This window comes from Desulfoscipio geothermicus DSM 3669, from assembly GCF_900115975.1.
In the GTDB taxonomy this organism is placed as follows: Bacteria; Bacillota; Desulfotomaculia; order Desulfotomaculales; family Desulfallaceae; genus Desulfoscipio; species Desulfoscipio geothermicus.
In genome coordinates, this window is the sequence record NZ_FOYM01000029.1 from 20343 (window position 1) to 37164 (window position 16822).

At 51.9% G+C, this 16822-nt stretch carries 12 protein-coding genes, 1 tRNA gene and 1 other annotated feature; of the genes, 4 read left to right on the forward strand and 9 right to left on the reverse strand.

Annotation, left to right across the window (positions count from 1 at the left end; translation table 11 throughout):
* Positions 1 to 56: 56 nt before the first annotated feature.
* A complete protein-coding gene (gene thrS / locus BM299_RS15115; protein WP_092486222.1) occupies positions 57 to 1964 on the reverse strand; it encodes a threonine--tRNA ligase in 1908 nt (635 codons plus the stop codon).
* Between the two features lie 42 nt (positions 1965 to 2006).
* Positions 2007 to 2230: a binding site (T-box leader), on the reverse strand.
* A gap of 61 nt (positions 2231 to 2291) precedes the next feature.
* Entirely contained in the window at positions 2292 to 3155 is an 864-nt protein-coding gene (ytxC, locus tag BM299_RS15120) for a putative sporulation protein YtxC (RefSeq protein ID WP_092486225.1), read from the reverse strand.
* 294 nt (positions 3156 to 3449) lie between these two features.
* Here ytxC and BM299_RS15125 point away from each other — a divergent pair, with 294 nt between their 5' ends.
* The 3 genes from BM299_RS15125 (at position 3450) to BM299_RS15135 (ending at position 8311) form a co-directional block, all read left to right on the forward strand.
* Positions 3450 to 5534, forward strand: coding sequence for a molybdopterin-dependent oxidoreductase (locus BM299_RS15125; protein WP_092486227.1), 2085 nt, complete (start codon positions 3450 to 3452; stop codon positions 5532 to 5534).
* Positions 5535 to 5603: 69 nt separating this feature from the next.
* Positions 5604 to 6128, forward strand: a complete 525-nt coding sequence (locus tag BM299_RS15130) for a 4Fe-4S dicluster domain-containing protein (RefSeq protein WP_092486230.1) — start codon at positions 5604 to 5606, stop codon at positions 6126 to 6128.
* Positions 6128 to 8311, forward strand: coding sequence for an FAD-dependent oxidoreductase (locus tag BM299_RS15135; RefSeq protein WP_092486233.1), 2184 nt, complete (start codon positions 6128 to 6130; stop codon positions 8309 to 8311). Before BM299_RS15130 ends, BM299_RS15135 begins: the two co-directional genes overlap by 1 nt.
* Positions 8312 to 8424: 113 nt before the next feature.
* Here BM299_RS15135 and BM299_RS15140 read toward each other — a convergent pair whose 3' ends face one another.
* From BM299_RS15140 to BM299_RS15160, 4 genes are all read right to left on the reverse strand, one after another.
* Complete coding sequence (locus tag BM299_RS15140; protein ID WP_114340139.1) at positions 8425 to 9258, reverse strand: LysR family transcriptional regulator; 834 nt, start codon at positions 9256 to 9258, stop codon at positions 8425 to 8427.
* A 453-nt stretch (positions 9259 to 9711) separates the two neighbouring features.
* Positions 9712 to 9786 (reverse strand) — tRNA-Val (locus BM299_RS15150).
* A gap of 117 nt (positions 9787 to 9903) precedes the next feature.
* A complete protein-coding gene (locus BM299_RS15155) occupies positions 9904 to 10911 on the reverse strand; it encodes an aldo/keto reductase (protein ID WP_092486239.1) in 1008 nt (335 codons plus the stop codon).
* Between the two features lie 98 nt (positions 10912 to 11009).
* Positions 11010 to 12146, reverse strand: a complete 1137-nt coding sequence (locus BM299_RS15160) for a D-alanyl-D-alanine carboxypeptidase family protein (RefSeq protein WP_245779808.1) — start codon at positions 12144 to 12146, stop codon at positions 11010 to 11012.
* Positions 12147 to 12264: 118 nt separating this feature from the next.
* On the opposite strand from BM299_RS15160, the gene pdaB reads away from it, so the two are divergent.
* Positions 12265 to 13017 (forward strand): polysaccharide deacetylase family sporulation protein PdaB, encoded by a 753-nt coding sequence (gene pdaB / locus BM299_RS15165; RefSeq protein WP_092486242.1) that lies wholly within the window; start codon positions 12265 to 12267, stop codon positions 13015 to 13017.
* A 74-nt stretch (positions 13018 to 13091) separates the two neighbouring features.
* Here pdaB and BM299_RS15170 read toward each other — a convergent pair whose 3' ends face one another.
* The 3 genes from BM299_RS15170 to BM299_RS15180 are packed head-to-tail and all read right to left on the reverse strand — an operon-like array spanning position 13092 to position 16646.
* Positions 13092 to 13712, reverse strand: coding sequence for a DedA family protein (locus tag BM299_RS15170; RefSeq protein ID WP_092486245.1), 621 nt, complete (start codon positions 13710 to 13712; stop codon positions 13092 to 13094).
* A 22-nt stretch (positions 13713 to 13734) separates the two neighbouring features.
* Positions 13735 to 15150, reverse strand: a complete 1416-nt coding sequence (locus BM299_RS15175) for a cyclin family protein (protein WP_092486248.1) — start codon at positions 15148 to 15150, stop codon at positions 13735 to 13737.
* Positions 15151 to 15191: 41 nt separating this feature from the next.
* Positions 15192 to 16646, reverse strand: a complete 1455-nt coding sequence (locus BM299_RS15180) for a S41 family peptidase (protein WP_165608363.1) — start codon at positions 16644 to 16646, stop codon at positions 15192 to 15194.
* Positions 16647 to 16822: the final 176 nt, after the last annotated feature.

Sequence of the window (16822 nt, forward strand, 5' to 3'; positions counted from 1 at the left end):
TCTAAGTCATTATAACACCACAGCCCGGGGCCGTCAACTATTTCCGGAAAAGCATACTAAATCGCCTTCTCCTTAATCTCCTTCTCCAGGTACGCCATAAACTCATCCAGCACGATCGCGCCCAGGTCACCCTTGCTGCGGTGGCGCACCGCCACGGCACCGGCCTCGGCTTCCCGGTCGCCCACCACCAGCATATAGGGAATCTTCTGCGCCTGGGCTTCCCTGATCTTGTAATTCACCTTTTCGTTACGGGCGTCCAGTTCCACCCGGATATCCTTTTCCGCCAGCCTGTCAACCACTTTGTGCGCGTATTCCAGGTGCCGGTCAGTGATGGGCAGCACCTTCACCTGCACCGGGGCCAGCCAGGTGGGGAAGGCTCCGGCAAAGTGCTCGGTTAATATGCCGATAAACCGCTCGATACTGCCGAATACCACGCGGTGAATCATCACCGGGCGGTGTTTCTGGCCGTCCTCGCCCACATAAGTCAAATCAAATTTCTCCGGCATTTGGAAATCCAGCTGGATGGTGCCGCACTGCCAGGTTCTACCAAGGCAGTCTTCCAGGTGAAAGTCAATTTTGGGCCCGTAAAAAGCGCCATCTCCTTCATTTACCTTGTAGGGCAGGCCACGGGTTTCCAGAGCCTCCCGCAGGGCATCCGTGGCCAGTTCCCAGATTTCGTCCGAGCCCATGGCCTTTTCCGGCCTGGTGGACAGCTCCACGTGGTAGTCAAAACCAAATACCCGGTAGAAATCGTTTACCAGATCAATAACCCCGAGAATCTCATCCTTCACCTGGGATGGCAGCATGAAGATGTGCGCATCGTCCTGGGTGAAGCAGCGCACGCGCATCAACCCGTGCAGCACACCGGATAGTTCGTGCCGGTGCACCAGGCCCAACTCCGCCATGCGAATGGGCAATTCGCGATAACTGTGCAACCGGCTCTTGTATACCAGCATACTGCCGGGACAGTTCATGGGCTTAATGGCGTAATCACCTTCATCAATCTTGGTAAAGTACATATTTTCCCGGTAATGGTCCCAGTGGCCGCTTTGCTCCCACAGCGCGCGGCTGAGGATTACCGGGGTGCGTATTTCATCATAACCCCGCCGCTTGTGCTCTTCGTGCCAGAATTTTTCCAGCTCGTTACGCAGTATCATCCCTTTGGGGTGGAAGAAGGGGAACCCGGGTCCTTCCTCTTGAATGCTGAACAGGTCCAGTTCCGCGCCCAGTTTGCGGTGGTCCCGGCGCCTGGCTTCTTCCAGTCGGTGCAGGTGCTCCTCCAACAGCGATTTTTTGGGGAACGCGGTGCCGTAAATGCGCTGCAGCATTTTGTTGCGCTCGTCTCCCCGCCAGTACGCCCCGGCCACGTTGAGCAGTTTCACTGCCTTGAGCCGGCCCGTGGACGGCACGTGCGGACCGGCACACAGGTCCTCGAAATCGCCCTGCCGGTAGCAAGATATGGCCGAGTCCTCCGGAAGGTCGTTAATTAACTCAATTTTATAATGTTCCCCTCTTTCGTTGAACTTTTGCAGCGCTTCTTCCCGGGACAGTTCCACCCGGCTGAATGGCAGGTCTTGCTTGATTATTTTGTTCATTTCCGCCTCAATTTTTTCCAGCTGCTCGGGTGTAAAGCTTTGCGGCGCATCAAAGTCATAATAGAAGCCATTGGCAATAGCCGGGCCGATGGCCAGCCTGCTGCCCGGGAAAAGCTTTTGCACGGCCTGGGCCATTACGTGCGCGGCGCTGTGCCGAAATACGTCCCTGCCTTCCTCACTGTCAAAGGTGAAGAACTCTACCTCGGCATCTTCGCCGAGTTTGGCGTTTAAATCGGTAAGCTTGCCGTTAACCCTGGCCACCAGAACTTCCTTGGCCAGCCTGGGACTGATATCTTTGGCTATTTCCAATAGTGATGTACCTGGCTCGTACCGTCGCACCGAACCATCCTTCAAGGTAACATTGATCATTTCCCAAACCCCTTTCTAAAAATTAAAAACCCCCGGCATTGCGCCAGGGGCGAGATATTCTATCCCACGGTTCCACCCTGTTTAAGCCCAATAATCAGGGCTTCTCTCATAGCGGGTAACGGTGCCGGCCGGCCGTGCCTACTTCCATTTCAACACAGCAGTTCAAAGGTGGTCTTCAGTTCTCCCGCAAACAAAGGCGCTTTCAGCCGCCGGCGCCTTCTCTCTGTGAACCGGCAAGAACCTACTATCCTCATCATTACCATTTGCACATGTATTTCAAAAGTTATTATATTTAACCGGCCCGCAATTGTCAACATAAGACAATATTCAGTTGTTATTGCTACTGCATAAGGCGCAGCCTTCACACCGGGAAACCCGCCCGGCGAATACCTTGCTGATGGTGTCCATGGTCCCCGCAGGTATTTTACCGCTACCCGGGTGAATTTTAATATGGCCGGGAGCAATGGTAATTAATGCACTGATCAGTAAATCTTCGTAATTTATCTCATTATCGGTAAGATCCATCATGAAATCATGCAGGTAGTCGCTGTTAATGACCTCGCCCTTTTCATCGTATAGCTTGAAAACACCGTCGCAGCATAAAACAACATTGATCAAATCCACCCGGGGTTCCTGTATCTCCACAAAATACCTTAATAGCTGGATAAATTCATTATATTCCCGCTCGCTTAAAAAATCGTCAACGGCCTCATCGGCCACATCATATAGCGAATTAACATATTCCTTGAGCCTGAAACGGATAAAGCCGTCAATAACAATGTCACTATTGGAAGTAAGATATTCGGTCAGCCTGTTCAGTATCCACAGCTTATTTTTTTCCTTTTTTTGGACATTAAAATTTAATTTTTGCTGGGCATGCTTATAAATAGTGCATTTTTCATCATCGTCAAAATAATAATAATGCGTTCTAATGATATCCCTGAGCAGCTTATCTTCCCACTCACTTATTATCAGGTTCGTTATCACGCCGGCTATTTGCTGCTTGAACACCGGTTCCACCTGGCCTGTGCCGGAAATGCAGCAGGCCAAAAAAGTGAGCCCGCCCCCCGCCGGGCTTTCTTCCAGACGAACGGCTGCTCCTTTATTTTTTAACGCCCAGAGTTCCCGGCACAGATTATCTTTCAGCAGATCCTTCCGGTATGCGGTGCCGATGGATATGCACTGCGCCATTACGAGCTCACTCCCTTTATGTAACATTATATGTGCGGCTGAAAAACGATATACGGCAACCTGTTTGTGCTACAAGTATGGTCAAAAAACAACGTGAACATGCCCGGTAATTTAATAATCGCCAGCCAAGGGGCGGCGTTTATGAGAGAACATGATATTCTGTCCCGAAAAAGACAATTTGCCTGTCCTCACCCTGACATTGGAATTGGCAATTATCTGTTATTTTTTTGATAATGGTTGATTATAAACGAGATAACAGCCGGTTATACACAAGGGGGGGGAGGAAGACAGCCCATGCAGGATGTATTCAGTATTTGTTTGATGTGTACGGTAAGATGTCCAATTAAAGTTATGGTAGAAAATGATGATGTGAAACTGATAGAAGGCAATCCCCACGCTCCGGGGATTGAAGGCAGCATCTGCCCCAAAGGGGCCGCCGGAGTAAGCCTTTTAAACGATAACCAAAGGCTTGAGAAACCCTTGCTACGCACAGGTCCACGGGGCTCCGGACAATGGCGCGAGGTCACCTGGGAGGAAGCGCTGGACTACGTAGCTGAAAAACTACAAGAGATCAAAGACAATTACGGGGCCCGCGCCATAGCCCTAACGGAAAGGGCGCACCTCAACTCGCATATCAGCAAAACTTTCATGCGCGCCATCGGGTCCCCGAACTATTTCACCCATGATGCCTGCTGCAAGGGATCGTTGAATACGGCCTTCCGGTCCTTGACCGGCTATACCGATGCCGGCGTGGGAGTGGACCTGGCCAGGACCAAACACGTGATTTTATACGGGCGCAATTACTTTGAATCCTTTGAATTGAAAGCGGTTAAACAACTGACTAAAGCCATGGAGAAAGGCGCCAGGCTCACTTACATTGACCCCAGGATAACCGTTACCGCCACAAAAGCTGATAAATATTTAATGATCCGGCCCGGTACCGACCTAGCCCTGAACTATGCGCTGATGCATGTAATCATCAAGGAAGGTCTTTACGATAAGGAGTATGTCAGCCGATGGGTAATTGGTTTCGAGGCACTGAAAGATTTTGTGCAGCCCTACACCCCACAGTGGGCGGAACAGGAAACCGGCATCCCGGCCCGGGAAATTGTGTCGCTGGCCCGCGCGGCCGGCACGGCCAAACCCGCGGTAATCTTTCATTATGGCTACCGCTCGGCCCATTACACAAACGAAATTTATGTCAGAAGATCAATTATCATGTTAAACGCCCTGATGGGCAGCATCGAAGCCCCCGGCGGGATATTTTTCAAAAAGGGAGCCAAAGATGCCGGCAAATTGCCGCTGCGCAAATTAACCGACCAGCAATTGCCTCCGGTAAACGAAGCAAGGTGCGACGGAGCGGGGACACCTCAACTGCCCACCCCCGACCCGGCGAACGGCGTGGTACAGTTGCTTCCGAAAGTCATTCTGGAGGAAGACCCTTACCCCGTCAAGGGTTTGATCGTCTGGCGGCACGATCCGCTGCTCTCCATTCCTGACTACGAATATACCAAGCGAGCCTTCAACAACCTGGACTTTATCGTCGCCATTGACATCAACTTCAGCGAAACGGCCTGGCAGGCCGACGTTATCTTACCTGAATCCATCTACCTGGAAAGAGGGGATTCCATCCAAGAGGTCAATGGTTTAAAGCCCGCCCTGTTTATGCGAAAACCGGCGGTTTCGCCCCGCCATGACACCAAACCGGGCTGGGAAATTATCAAGAAACTGGCGGAAAGACTGGGTATCGGGCAGTTTTTCCCATACAATTCCCTGGAGGACCTGTGGGCTTACCAGCTGGAGGGCACCGGCATTACCGTGGAGGATTTTGCGACCACGGGATTTGTAACTCTGACCGAGGAACCCATTTTATGGGAGCGTAGAAACGGCCTTAAATTTAAAACACCGTCCGGTAAAATTGAATTTATATCCAGCCTGCTGGAGGAAAGCGGTTTCCCTTCTTTACCCGTATATGAGCCGGTCAACCCCCCGGCGGAGGGCCATTTCCGCCTGATGATCGGGAGAAACATCGCCCATACGCATGTTTCCACGCAGAATAACCCTTTGTTAAATGAATTGATGCCTGAAAACCTGCTGTGGATCAACTCCCGGGCGGCGGAAAAATTAAACATTCAAAACGGCCAAACGGTGGAAGTCATTTCTTCCCGTGGGAAAGATACCATCCGGGCCTTCGTGACGGACCTGATCCATCCCGAGGCGGTGTTTATGGTCCACGGTTTCGGCCGCCGGGTGCCCGCCCAAACCAGGTGTTTCAGCAAGGGTGCCAGCGATACCCTGTTGCAAGAAAACATCAGCGACATGATCGGGGGTAGTCCGGCCCTGCAGCATGTATATGTCACCGTCCGGCCAGTTAATTAATTTTGGGGTTATTACCTAATTTACCAACAGTTGACCGAAATTCGGAACTTTTTCAGGGAGGCTGTATAAATGAGCATTTATGCCCTTTTCCAGGATGAGAAAAAATGTATCTCCTGCCGCAGTTGCCAAGTCCAGTGTAAAATCAACAAAGGTTTGGGCACAGGCCCCAAACCCAGCCAAATAATTGACGTGGGACCGGTAAAAACAGACGGCACGCCCAAAGCAAGCTACATTTTCATTTCCTGTTTCCACTGTGCGGACCCCTGGTGCGTGCCCGCATGCCCCAACGGCGCCATCCAACAGCGAGCCGAAGACGGCGTGGTATATATTGATCACAGCCGCTGCGCCGGCTGTAAGAGCTGCATTATAGCTTGTCCCTGGAGCGCGCCCCAGTGGGATGCCCAAAGGGGAAAAGCGGTAAAATGCGATTTCTGCATGGATCGCATTGACGCCGGAATGAAGCCGGCCTGCGCTACCGCCTGTCCCACCGGCTCTTTAAGCTTCGGCCTGGCAGAAAACGTACCGGAAACTAAACGCGTCCGGTATGCGCATGACCTGGTTGCCAACCAAAACCGCCGTAAGGAAGTGTCTTAATGACTATGAAAGGTTGCCCGGTTAAACAAGCGGAATATTGGTTAAGAACATTTATTGCTGAACAAAAATATTGCAGTGTATGCCGCCGTTATTTCCATGCCATGCTGGACTACATTGCCGGGATTAGAGAAGGAAAGGCATCCCCCAGCGCGCTGGATGTCATTAACGAACTGACAGATAAAGTCAACAACTTGTGCCAGTGCGGCCGGGGCAAGGGGCTGGCCGAAAAAGTTAAAGAATATTTGCAGCAATATAAAGATGATTTTACGGTACATATCGAAAACAGGGTCTGCCCCGCCGCGGAATGCCCCCGGCTGGTTCTGGCACCATGCCAGGCGGCCTGCCCCGCCGGCCTTGACATCCCCAACTATGTAACCCTGGTGGGCATGGGAAAATATGCGGATGCATTAAATGTAATTTTGGCTGACGTGCCCCTGCCGGGGAGCCTCGGGCGCATCTGTGAACATCCCTGCGAAAGGGCCTGCCGGAGGTCGGCAATTGACGAGCCGGTTTCCATTTGCACATTGAAAAGGGTAGCTTACGACAGGGCAATTGAAAACGGCAGCGTTACCCCTTCCCCACAAGAAAAAAGATATGGTGAAAAAATCGCCGTTATCGGAGCCGGCCCGGCCGGGCTTTCCGCCGCCTATTTCCTGGCCCGCCAGGGGTACGGTGTCACTATATTTGAAGCCATGCCCGAGCCCGGGGGGATGCTGGCTTACGGCATACCCCCCTATAGGCTCCCCCGGCAGGTGCTCCGGGATGAAATTGACAAAATAAAAGCCTTGGGAGTGGAAATTAAGCTTAACACCCCCATTGCCGGGGAAAATGGCCTAATGAAATTAAAAGAACAGGGCTATGCCGCCGTATTCCTGGGCACGGGGGCCTGGAAAGGAACGCTGCCCGTCCCCAATCCCCGGAAGTTGGAGGGCGTGCTGGACGGCATCTCTTTCTTGACCTCAGTCAACCGGGCTTTGAACCGGAACGTCAATCTTAAAGAAGTAGACCTCAACGGCAAGCAAGTGCTGGTGGTCGGCGGCGGAAACGTGGCCATTGACGCGGCCCGCGTCTCCCTGCGCCTGGGGGCCCGGGCAGTGCGGGTCGTTTACCGGCGGACCCGGGAAGAAATGCCGGCACTGCCGGAAGAAATAATAGATGCAGAAAAAGAGGGCGTTGCTTTTGATTTTCTTGTCTCCCCCACAGCTCTGGAGGGAGCCGACAGCAGGGTTACCCACCTGGTATGTTTGCGCAACACTTTGAGCGCGCCCGATGCCGGCGGCCGGCGCAAACCGGTACCGGTGGACGATTCAAAGTTCAAAATGGAAGCGGATATGATTATTTTCGCCACCGGCCAGCAACCCGACCTGTCTTTTCTAACCGGAGATGACCGGGCCGCAGCAATAAGCGTCCAGAAAAACCGCATCATGGTGAACCCGGACACCATGGAAACTTCCCTGCCGGGAGTTTTTGCCGGGGGCGACGCGGTAACGGGACCTGCCTCCGCCATCAAGGCCATTGCCGCCGGGAAGCGAGCCGCCGCCGCCATCCACGCCTACTTACGGGGACAAAAGCCCTCGGCCGGCATCAAATATCCTGTAAAAAGGCCTAGCCTGCCGCCTCTGCAAACCACTGCCAGGCAGAAATCTTCCGCCGGACAGGTTGACGTGCACAGCCTGTATGACAAGGATAAGCAGGGCACCTTCGCGGAAATCGTCCGGTGCGCCGGCGATGAGGCCGCCTCGGCTGAAGCGGCCCGGTGCCTGCGCTGCGACATGTGTACCGCCTGTGGCAACTGCGTGAACACCTGCCAAAGCCAGGTAGGGGTCCAGGCCCTGAAATTAGGTTATGTCTGCGGCAGCGAAGAAGCTGAAACCGATTTCCATTACCCGGAAGAACGGTGCCTGGGCTGCGGCACCTGCTCCGTAAACTGCCCCACCGGCGCCATTACCCTGGAAGACAGGGACGGTTTCAGGGAGATGCGCATGTGCGGCAGCTTGATGAGCCGCCTGGAGCTGGTTTCCTGCCGGGTGTGCGAGCGGGCTTTTGCCACTGCCAAACATCTCGATTTCATAAGCGGGCAAATAAAAGACAACCTGCGCCCGGCTTATCACGGTAAAGACGTATGCCCTGATTGCGCACGCCGGGCGTGGTCACATAACGTGTTCGGGGTCAGAATCGGCTAAAAAAGCAAAAATAGGGGACAGGCTCCGTAAAAGGGGGACAGGCACCAATTCACAAAACGAATCGGAGCCAGTCCCCTTTTACCGGAGCCAGTCCCCTTTTTGCTTCCTTATTTTTAGGCCAAAATAGGTGTCAGGTCCTGATCCAGAATGAATTTGGCGAATTCCGCGCAGGCCCGGGATTGGAATTTTTCTTTGTGGAGCAGCAGGTAAAAACCACGGGTTATGGGGTTACAGCACCTGATCGGTTTGATGGAACCCAGTTTTAATTCCTTGCGCAGTGTCCACTTGGACAACATGGTGATGCCCAGGTTGGCCTCCACCGCCTCTTTGATGGCCTGGGTGCTGCCCAGGGTTATGGTATTGGACGGATTAAAATGCAACCTTTCCAGGGCTTGTTCCACCGCCAGCCTGGTCCCGGAGCCCTCCTCCCGGATAATAAACGGCACATCCTTTAATTTAACGGCTATTTCTTCCGGGTTTATCGAAGCGCCGGCCAGAGGATGATTTTTGGATACAATCAAAATCAATTCATCATCCAAAAACTTGGTTATTTCCAGTTGCGGGTCCTCAACCAGACCTTCTACCAGCCCGATATCGATGCTGTTTTCCCTGGCATGTTCGTGCACGTATTCGGTATTGCCGATATTGACGGAAAACTTGACGTCCGGGTATTTCCTGGTAAAGGCGGCCAAAAGCCTGGGCAATACATATTCCCCCACGGTAAAACTCGCCCCGATGGTCAACTTCCCGGTGACCAGTTCCACCAGGTCCGACACGGCCCGCTTGGCTATCCTGTGTAATTCCAGAATTTCCGTAGCGTAGCTGTACAGGGTGGCACCCGCCTGGGTTAATTCAACTTTTTTGCTGGACCGCTCAAAAAGCTTGGCCCCGTAATAATCTTCCAGAGCGTGGATATTCTGGCTAATGGCCGGTTGCGAAATGTTCAAAGTTTCCGCTGCCCGGGAAAAGTTTTTTTTTCCGCAACGGTGACAAAAATCATTAGCTGGTTGTCAAGCATATTTTTTACCCCCAGGGTATTAGTTATTTAAATTTTAACACGAACTTGGTGAAAGGCAAAACTTTGTTGCTTCCTTCCCATTCCAGTATGTCCAAGTACCAAAAAATTTTTAAGCGAAGTTCCTTGAGCCTGCACCTGAGTTCCCAAGCTTCTACGAAATCAGCGCATTGCATCAGCTGAATTCTAACCTGGTAGAGTTCTTGCCGTGTATAGGTTATGATTTCATTTATTTCTTTCCGATGCATGCCACTCACCCAGAAGGTATTTCGACAATATTTTGCCAATACCTGCCTGATAATTGCACTATCTACAAATTGAGACCCCAATCAGTCATCAAAAAAAGGTTTTAGAGAATTTTTATTCTCTAAAACCCGTTTTTGATTGGTGGGTGCAGTAGGAATTGAACCTACGGCCCCTTCCGCGTCAAGGAAGTGCTCTCCCCCTGAGCTATGCACCCGTAAAATACAGGCAAGCGTTCTGTTTGAACAGCCTGCCGTTGTCCGCTGCAACACTTATTATGCAACAAAGCGCACCAAATGTCAAGGACTAATAATCACAGAACAGCCTGGTATTTTTAACCCAGCCTGGACGCGGCCTCCGCCAGCATCCGGCGGATGGGCAGGTTGTAGGGGCATTTTTCTTCGCACTCACCGCATTCAATACACGCATCCGCTTTAGTTTTCATGCCGCGGTAACGCTCCATGGCCCAGCCCTGCAGGCCATACCTGGTATAATAGCCGTCCAACAGAAACACCGTGGGGATGTCAATGGCCTGGGGGCAGGGTTGGCAGTATTCACAGCGTCTGCAAAAAGCATCCCCCAGTGTCCCGGTCTCTTCTTCCAACACCTTTCTTTCATCGGCGGTCAAAGGCCGCAGTTCCCGGCCGACCTGCGCGTTTTCCTCCACTTGCTGCACGGAATCCATGCCCGGAATTACGGTGGATACGGCGTGCTCCAGTAAATAGCGCAAAGCCGGACCCGCCTCCCTGATGGCCCCCCCGGCCAGCGGTTTCATAACAATAATGCCGGCATTTTTTTCCCGGGCTAGGTTGATCAACTCTTCCGCCCCGCTCGTTTCCACGGCATTAAAGGGGAATTGCACGGTTTCCAACTCCCCTGTCTCCAGCGCCTCCACAAGAAAGTTTTTCAGGTGCCCCGTAATGCCGATATGTTTGACTACCCCGTCCTTTCGGGCTTCTTTAAGCGCGGCCAAAGCGCCATCCGGGGCAAGTACCTGTTCCAGCGCTTCTTTGTCCTTGACGTTGTGCAACTGGTACAGGTCAATATAGTCCACACCCATAGTCTCCAGGCTTTTTTGAATGTCAGTGGCCATTCCCTCCCGGGTCCTGGCCATGGATTTGGTGGCAATTATTACTTCGTTCCTTCTCGCTTTTAAAGCCTCGCCCAGCTTGGCTTCGCTGTCCGTATACCCCCTGGCCGTATCAATAAAGTTAATCCCCAGGTCCAAGGCCCTGTTTACTATTGCGTAAGCATCACCCACCGAAACCCGCTGAATGGGGATGCCGCCGAACCCGATGACCGAAACCTTTAACCCTGTTTTACCCAACAGCCTGTATTGCATATTATAATAACCTCCATATTATTAAGCAGTTATCATATTGATCCCTCCCATAGTTTATCACCCCTGTTTGCTCATGACAACTGGGTCCGCAAATAGCTTTAATCCGATAACCAGTACATAATCCTCGCGAAGAGCGGCCTGGGGGGTACTTCCCGGGATGCTACCAGAGGCACCTTGCTCAGCCTGTAGCCGTTGATGGTAAAAACGGCATGCCCGAGCAACTGCCCTTCCCGCACCGGCGCGACGGGCGCATCATTGATAAACTTTATGTTCAGTCTGATGTTCTTAAATTGGTCTTTAGCCATGTGCACCCGGACCGGCTCTGCAACAATCACCGGCACCGTCCCGGCCAGTCCGTTTTTAACGGGCACTTCAGCCATTTTTTTCCCGGACGGGAAAATTACCACCGGCTGAACCGCCGAAAAACCGTACTCCAACAGCTTGGCGGCCTCCCGGTAGCGGTTTCCCGCATGCAGCACCACCGCGATAAGCCGCCTGTCCCCCCTGGTGGCCGAAGCAATAAGGCAGTTTCCCGCCCTGGCCGTACTGCCCGTTTTAACCCCGTCAATGCCTTCCACATCCTCGCTGAAAAGCAGCCGGTTCGTATTTTTAACCTCTTTTTCCCGCTCCGGCTCTATCCACCTGACTACCGCTTCCCTGGTGGAAACCAGCTCGTTTATCTGCGGTATTTGCAAGGCGTAGCGGGTAATCAGCCCCAAGTCATAAGCAGTGGAATAATGTTTGGGGTTAAAATAACCGTTGGTATTGATGAACCGGGTATCCTTAGCGCCCAGCAAAGCAGCCTTTCTGTTCATTTGGTGCACAAAATTATCATGGTTGCCGCCAACATGTTCGGCAATGGCCACTGTGGCGTCATTGGCCGAGGTAATCAGCGCCGCCTTGAGCAAATTGCCCAGGGTAATGCGGTCGCCCTTACGCAACCCGATGGTGGAACCCACGGAAACCGAAGCCGCCCGGCCGCTGACTACAACCACGTCGTTAAGATTGCCGTTTTCCACCGCCAGGATGGCCGTCATTAATTTGGTTAAACTGGCGGGCGACCTGCGCTTGGCGGCGTCCTTGGCAAAATAAACCTGGCCGGTTTCAGCGTCCATTAAAATCGCCGCCCGGGCATTGATTTTCAATTCATCGGCCGCCGCCGGCCAAATCAGGCACATAACAGAGACAACAGCAAAAAATATGGTAAAAGCAATCTTGATAATTTTCTTGATCAACAATAATCCCCACCTTAGGTATATTTTACCTTGGAAAAGCAACATATTAAATACATAACAACCGTTAATTACAAATATCCATAGTTATAGAACTTGCTCGTTTGTGAGGTGAAAAATATTGCGCATTTACCTGCTGAACCTTAAGAAAATCAAACGCAACGTTTTTTTGGGCGCCCTTCTTTTGCTGTCCGCCGGACTGTTCATGATCATGCTGCAGCAAAATACCGTACCCACTGAAGTTGAACCTAAACTGCACGCCATCTATAAAGTACAGACGGACGAAAAGGTTGCGGCGCTGACCTTCGACATCAGCTGGGGGACCAAAGTGCCCGGTCCGGTACTGGACATATTAAAAGAGAAAAACGTTAAATCCACATTTTTTCTCAGTGGACCCTGGGTGGAGAAGCACCCGGAGTTTCCCAAGCGCATCGCTGCTGAAGGGCACGAAATCGGCAGTCACGGAAATGAGCACGTCAACTACAGCGGGCTTACCCCGGAAGGGATAAAAAAGAACGTGATGACTGCCCACGAATCAATCAAAAAAGTAACCGGCATTGAGCCCAACCTTATTCGCACCCCCAACGGCGACTGGAACGACATGGTGCTCAAAACCCTCAATGACTTGGGATACAAATCAATTAAGTGGAGCGACGACTCCCTGGACTGGAAAAAGGAAAAATCAGTTCAGCAAATAATTGACCGGGTCCTGGATAAGATACACCCGGGCGCCATAATCCTGATGCACGCCAGCGACACCTGCGACCGCACGCCGGCGGCGCTGCCCACCGTTATTGACGGCCTGCGGGAAAAGGGCTACAAACTGGTCACAGTATCCGAACTGCTGAAATACGGGCCCGGGGTTACCGATTAAAAGTATTATGAGGCAAAGGGCCGGAAAAAATACGAAGGGATGCACCATGCACCCCTTCGCATTTTTTTAATTAATCAATATTTGCGTCGCCTGTTCATAACGTACAGCCATATCAGTCCACCTAAAATAACCACCACAATTAGAATATCAAAACGGTGGAACCAGGGTTTCAGGGCTATCCAGTTTTCACCCAGTTTAACCCCCAGGTATGTAAGGAAAAAACACCAGGGCAGCGAGCCGATAAAGGAGTAAATCACAAACTTGTAAAAATTCATGCCCGATATACCGGCCGGCAGGGATATGAAAGTGCGCACCACCGGCATCAACCTGGTGAAAAACACCGTGGCTTCACCGTAGCGGTGAAACCATTCCTCCGCCTGTATGAAATGTTTTTGCGAAAAACCGATGTAACGGCCGTACTTCTGCAGAAAAGGCCTGCCCCCCCGGTAGCCGATGTAATATGAAATTATCGAGCCGGCCAGGCCACCCAGCGTCCCCGCCATGGCGGCCCAAAAAAAATTAAGTTGCCCGGTGGAAACCAGGTACCCGCCAAACGGCAAAATCACCTCGCTGGGCAGGGGTATGTTGGCGCTTTCAATGGCCATGCCCAGGGCAATCCCCCAGTAACCCAGCGAGGATATAAATGCGGTAACCTCATGTACTATAAATTCCAGTATAATATTAATTATCTCCAGAAAGTAACACCCCTCGCAAGTTTTATGCTTTTAAATCGGCCAGGATGCGCGCCAGAAACGATTCTTTTTCCGGCGCTTCTATTTCCCCCTTGCTGCCATTTATATGCAAAACGTGACAGATATCCCGGTAATTGTTGGAGATAGTAGATATTGAGATATCATACATGGCGGCCAGTTCGTTTTGGTTGACTGTTTTGTCGCCCAGCAACCTGGTCACGGTATATATTACCGCCGCCGCCCAAGCTTCCGGCTTTTTAAACGTGGGACGTTCCATTTGACAGTACCGCTGCCAGATTTCCACCGCGCTTTTTACCTGACGCGGCCGATACCCCAATTTTTGCAACCCGTCCCGGATCAACCCGGCCACCCGGGCATAACCGGCATCAGCCCGGCCACCTTTTCGTTCGGATTTGGGCAACGCCGGTTCATTGGAAAGGCGCAGCCTGCGCCATAACCTGGATAGGTCGTAAAAGGGTTCGCCCTTACTCTTTCTTAAATTTTCTACCTTTTGCAGTTCACTCAACAATGTCTGCAACTTCCGACGCCCTGACTTGGTCCGGGATGCCTCAAGCGGCGTCTTCCCCTGTAACACATCCATTGGCTCATTAACCCAACGATCATAGAAATAATCCAGAAAGATGTCGGTAACCTTTTGGGCCAGTTTGGATGAAAGTTCTTCCGGACTTGACAGGCTATCTGCATCATGGGCATTGACCGGAAGATCCCAGATAATGGAACCCGTCTCCAGGATTAAAGCATTGAGCACATGGGCCCGGTCACGTAAATAGGCGTCCCAGTTACCCCGCCCGCCGTGCGTGCTCCAGTACAATTCGGCGTCCAGCTTTATGCGGCTGGTAATGTATTTTTTAGTAAAAGACGGCAATATCAGCCCGCCGGTGGAAAATTCATGATCATCACCCACCGGCAGCACCCGCATCAGCAGTATGTGTCCCGGTTCAAGTTCCCGGGCGGCGTTGCGGTCGTGGACCGCTGTTTCACAGCCCGACAACAAATCCTTTAGCGCAACCACACCGCCGTTTTCAATGCGCAAAACTTGATAAACGGAGCTTCTGGCTTTTATCCATTTATTTAATAATTCTTTTTCCTCCGGGCTGGTTTCTTCTGCCATGCCGTAGTATTCCAGTAAAGTCCGTCCCCGGATACGGTAATCAAATATAAACCACTCAAAAAACCGTTCGATCAGAAAATCGTCTTCTTCATCGGCCAGTTCCGGGTCCATAACGCTGAAAAAACCTTCCCTGGCAACCGCCGCCTCGTCCAGAAACGCTTCGCTGTCGGCAAATTCGGCCAGTTTTTTACGCAGGCGCTGCCCCGCGCGCCACCAGCGATACCTGTTAAAATCGATTACGTTATCTTTTCCTCCGCAGCACCCGTTTACTTTCTTGCCGCTACCGCATGAACATTGCTTATCCGGCACTGCAAAACACCTCCTTTCGCTCAAAACCGTGCCACTGGAATTCAGAAAAGTCTTCTGGTTAAAACTATTTTATTTCCTTCTTTATTAATATCAATATTCAATTGGGGTAAAATTTTCTCGGGTAAATAACTAATTCCTTGCTCGATAAACGCGCCGGGTTGAATATTCCACCTGCTGTTGAAGGTATTCAAAGTTAGTATTTCTTCTCGGCCGGAAAAAATTTTTATCACCCCGTCCTGCCAGGCCACCTGGTACAGCATAGCCTCCAGCACCGGGCGCAGGGGCAAGTATCTTTCATTGCCCAGTTGCAAAAAATCAATGCTTACATCCAGTTCCCGGCTATTTAGCGCCGCTTTACCGGAACCCGGCACAAACCCCAAGTCGGGGTCGTCTTCCGGGTGCAGTAACTGCCAGGCGATTTCTTTTTGCAGATCATGCACCAGCACAAAGTGATCAGGGGTCAAGCCCACGATATCAATGTCCCTGCCAGCAGGCGTCAAATACCTGGACACCGTTAGTTTAAGCGCCCCGCCGGTACTCAGCGGAATCACCGCCTGCATTACACCCTTGCCGTAAGTGGTGTCCCCCACCAGAGTGGCTTTACCGTGATCCTGCAAGGCCCCGGCTAAAATTTCCGAAGCGCTGGCCGTCAAACCGTTGACCAGAACAACCACGGGCAGGTCTTTGAAGGCGGGTTTTCCCTGGGTGTGGATTTCATCTTGGTGCCCCAGCCCGTCATCAATAATGAAGGCCAGGGAATCATCAGCAATGAAATTATCCAGTATATCAATGGCTTCCAGCACGTACCCGCCACCGTTAAAACGCAGGTCAACGATTAAACTCCGCATGCCGTCCGCCTTTAACCTGGCCATGGCGGCGTCAAATTCCTCGGCCGTACGCGTACCGAAAGAAACAATCTTGATATAGCCCGTGCCGCCATCCAGCATGTCCTGTTCCACCAGCGGCACGTGAATGGCTGCCCGGTGTAAAATCAGGTCAAACTCCTGTGCGCCGCGTCTTAAAGTAAGCGTCACCGCCGAGTCGAGCACACCGCGAATTCGCGTCACCACCTCGGCCAATGGCAGATCCTCCGTACTTTCCCCGTTGACGGCCACGATCAGGTCACCCGCTGCAATACCGCCTTTAGCGGCGGGCGTTCCGGGTATGACATCCACCACAAAGGGATATTGTTCACCTGCGCGAATTTCTATACCCACTCCTACCAGGTCCCCGTTCAGGGAATCGGCAAAACCCTGCAATTCTTCCGCACTGAAATATTCGGCATAGGGGTCGTCCAGGCTGTCCAACATGCCCTGAATGGCTCCATCCGTAAGTTTGGCGGGATCCGGATGGGAAAGATGATGTGTCTCCAGTAATTCCATTGTCTCCTGAATCAAAGCAGGCCCGCTTTGCGCGTCTTCAACGGCCCCGGCCGGACGCATCCATGTAAACAGGATAAAAAAAGTTAAAGCCAGGAACACCAAACGCCTGGACATACATCCCGCCCCCTCAACTTTTACTGTAATATTTCTACCGATCGGCATAAAGTCCTGCTGCCGATGGTTAAGTAATTAAAACAAATATAAAGCACACCCGCACGTTACTTGAGTCCGCGGGGTGCTGACAGCTGTTTTTCTGCTGCATAAATATGGTACAATGATTGGGATTAAAA

What these genes read in the sequence shown, in the direction of transcription:
- thrS (WP_092486222.1), bottom strand. Translation starts at nt 1,964, where the DNA reads ATGATCAATGTTACCTTGAAGGATGGTTCGGTGCGACGGTACGAGCCA.
- ytxC (WP_092486225.1), bottom strand. Translation starts at nt 3,155, where the DNA reads ATGGCGCAGTGCATATCCATCGGCACCGCATACCGGAAGGATCTGCTG.
- BM299_RS15125 (WP_092486227.1), top strand. Translation starts at nt 3,450, where the DNA reads ATGCAGGATGTATTCAGTATTTGTTTGATGTGTACGGTAAGATGTCCA.
- BM299_RS15130 (WP_092486230.1), top strand. Translation starts at nt 5,604, where the DNA reads ATGAGCATTTATGCCCTTTTCCAGGATGAGAAAAAATGTATCTCCTGC.
- BM299_RS15135 (WP_092486233.1), top strand. Translation starts at nt 6,128, where the DNA reads ATGACTATGAAAGGTTGCCCGGTTAAACAAGCGGAATATTGGTTAAGA.
- BM299_RS15155 (WP_092486239.1), bottom strand. Translation starts at nt 10,911, where the DNA reads ATGCAATACAGGCTGTTGGGTAAAACAGGGTTAAAGGTTTCGGTCATC.
- BM299_RS15180 (WP_165608363.1), bottom strand. Translation starts at nt 16,646, where the DNA reads ATGTCCAGGCGTTTGGTGTTCCTGGCTTTAACTTTTTTTATCCTGTTT.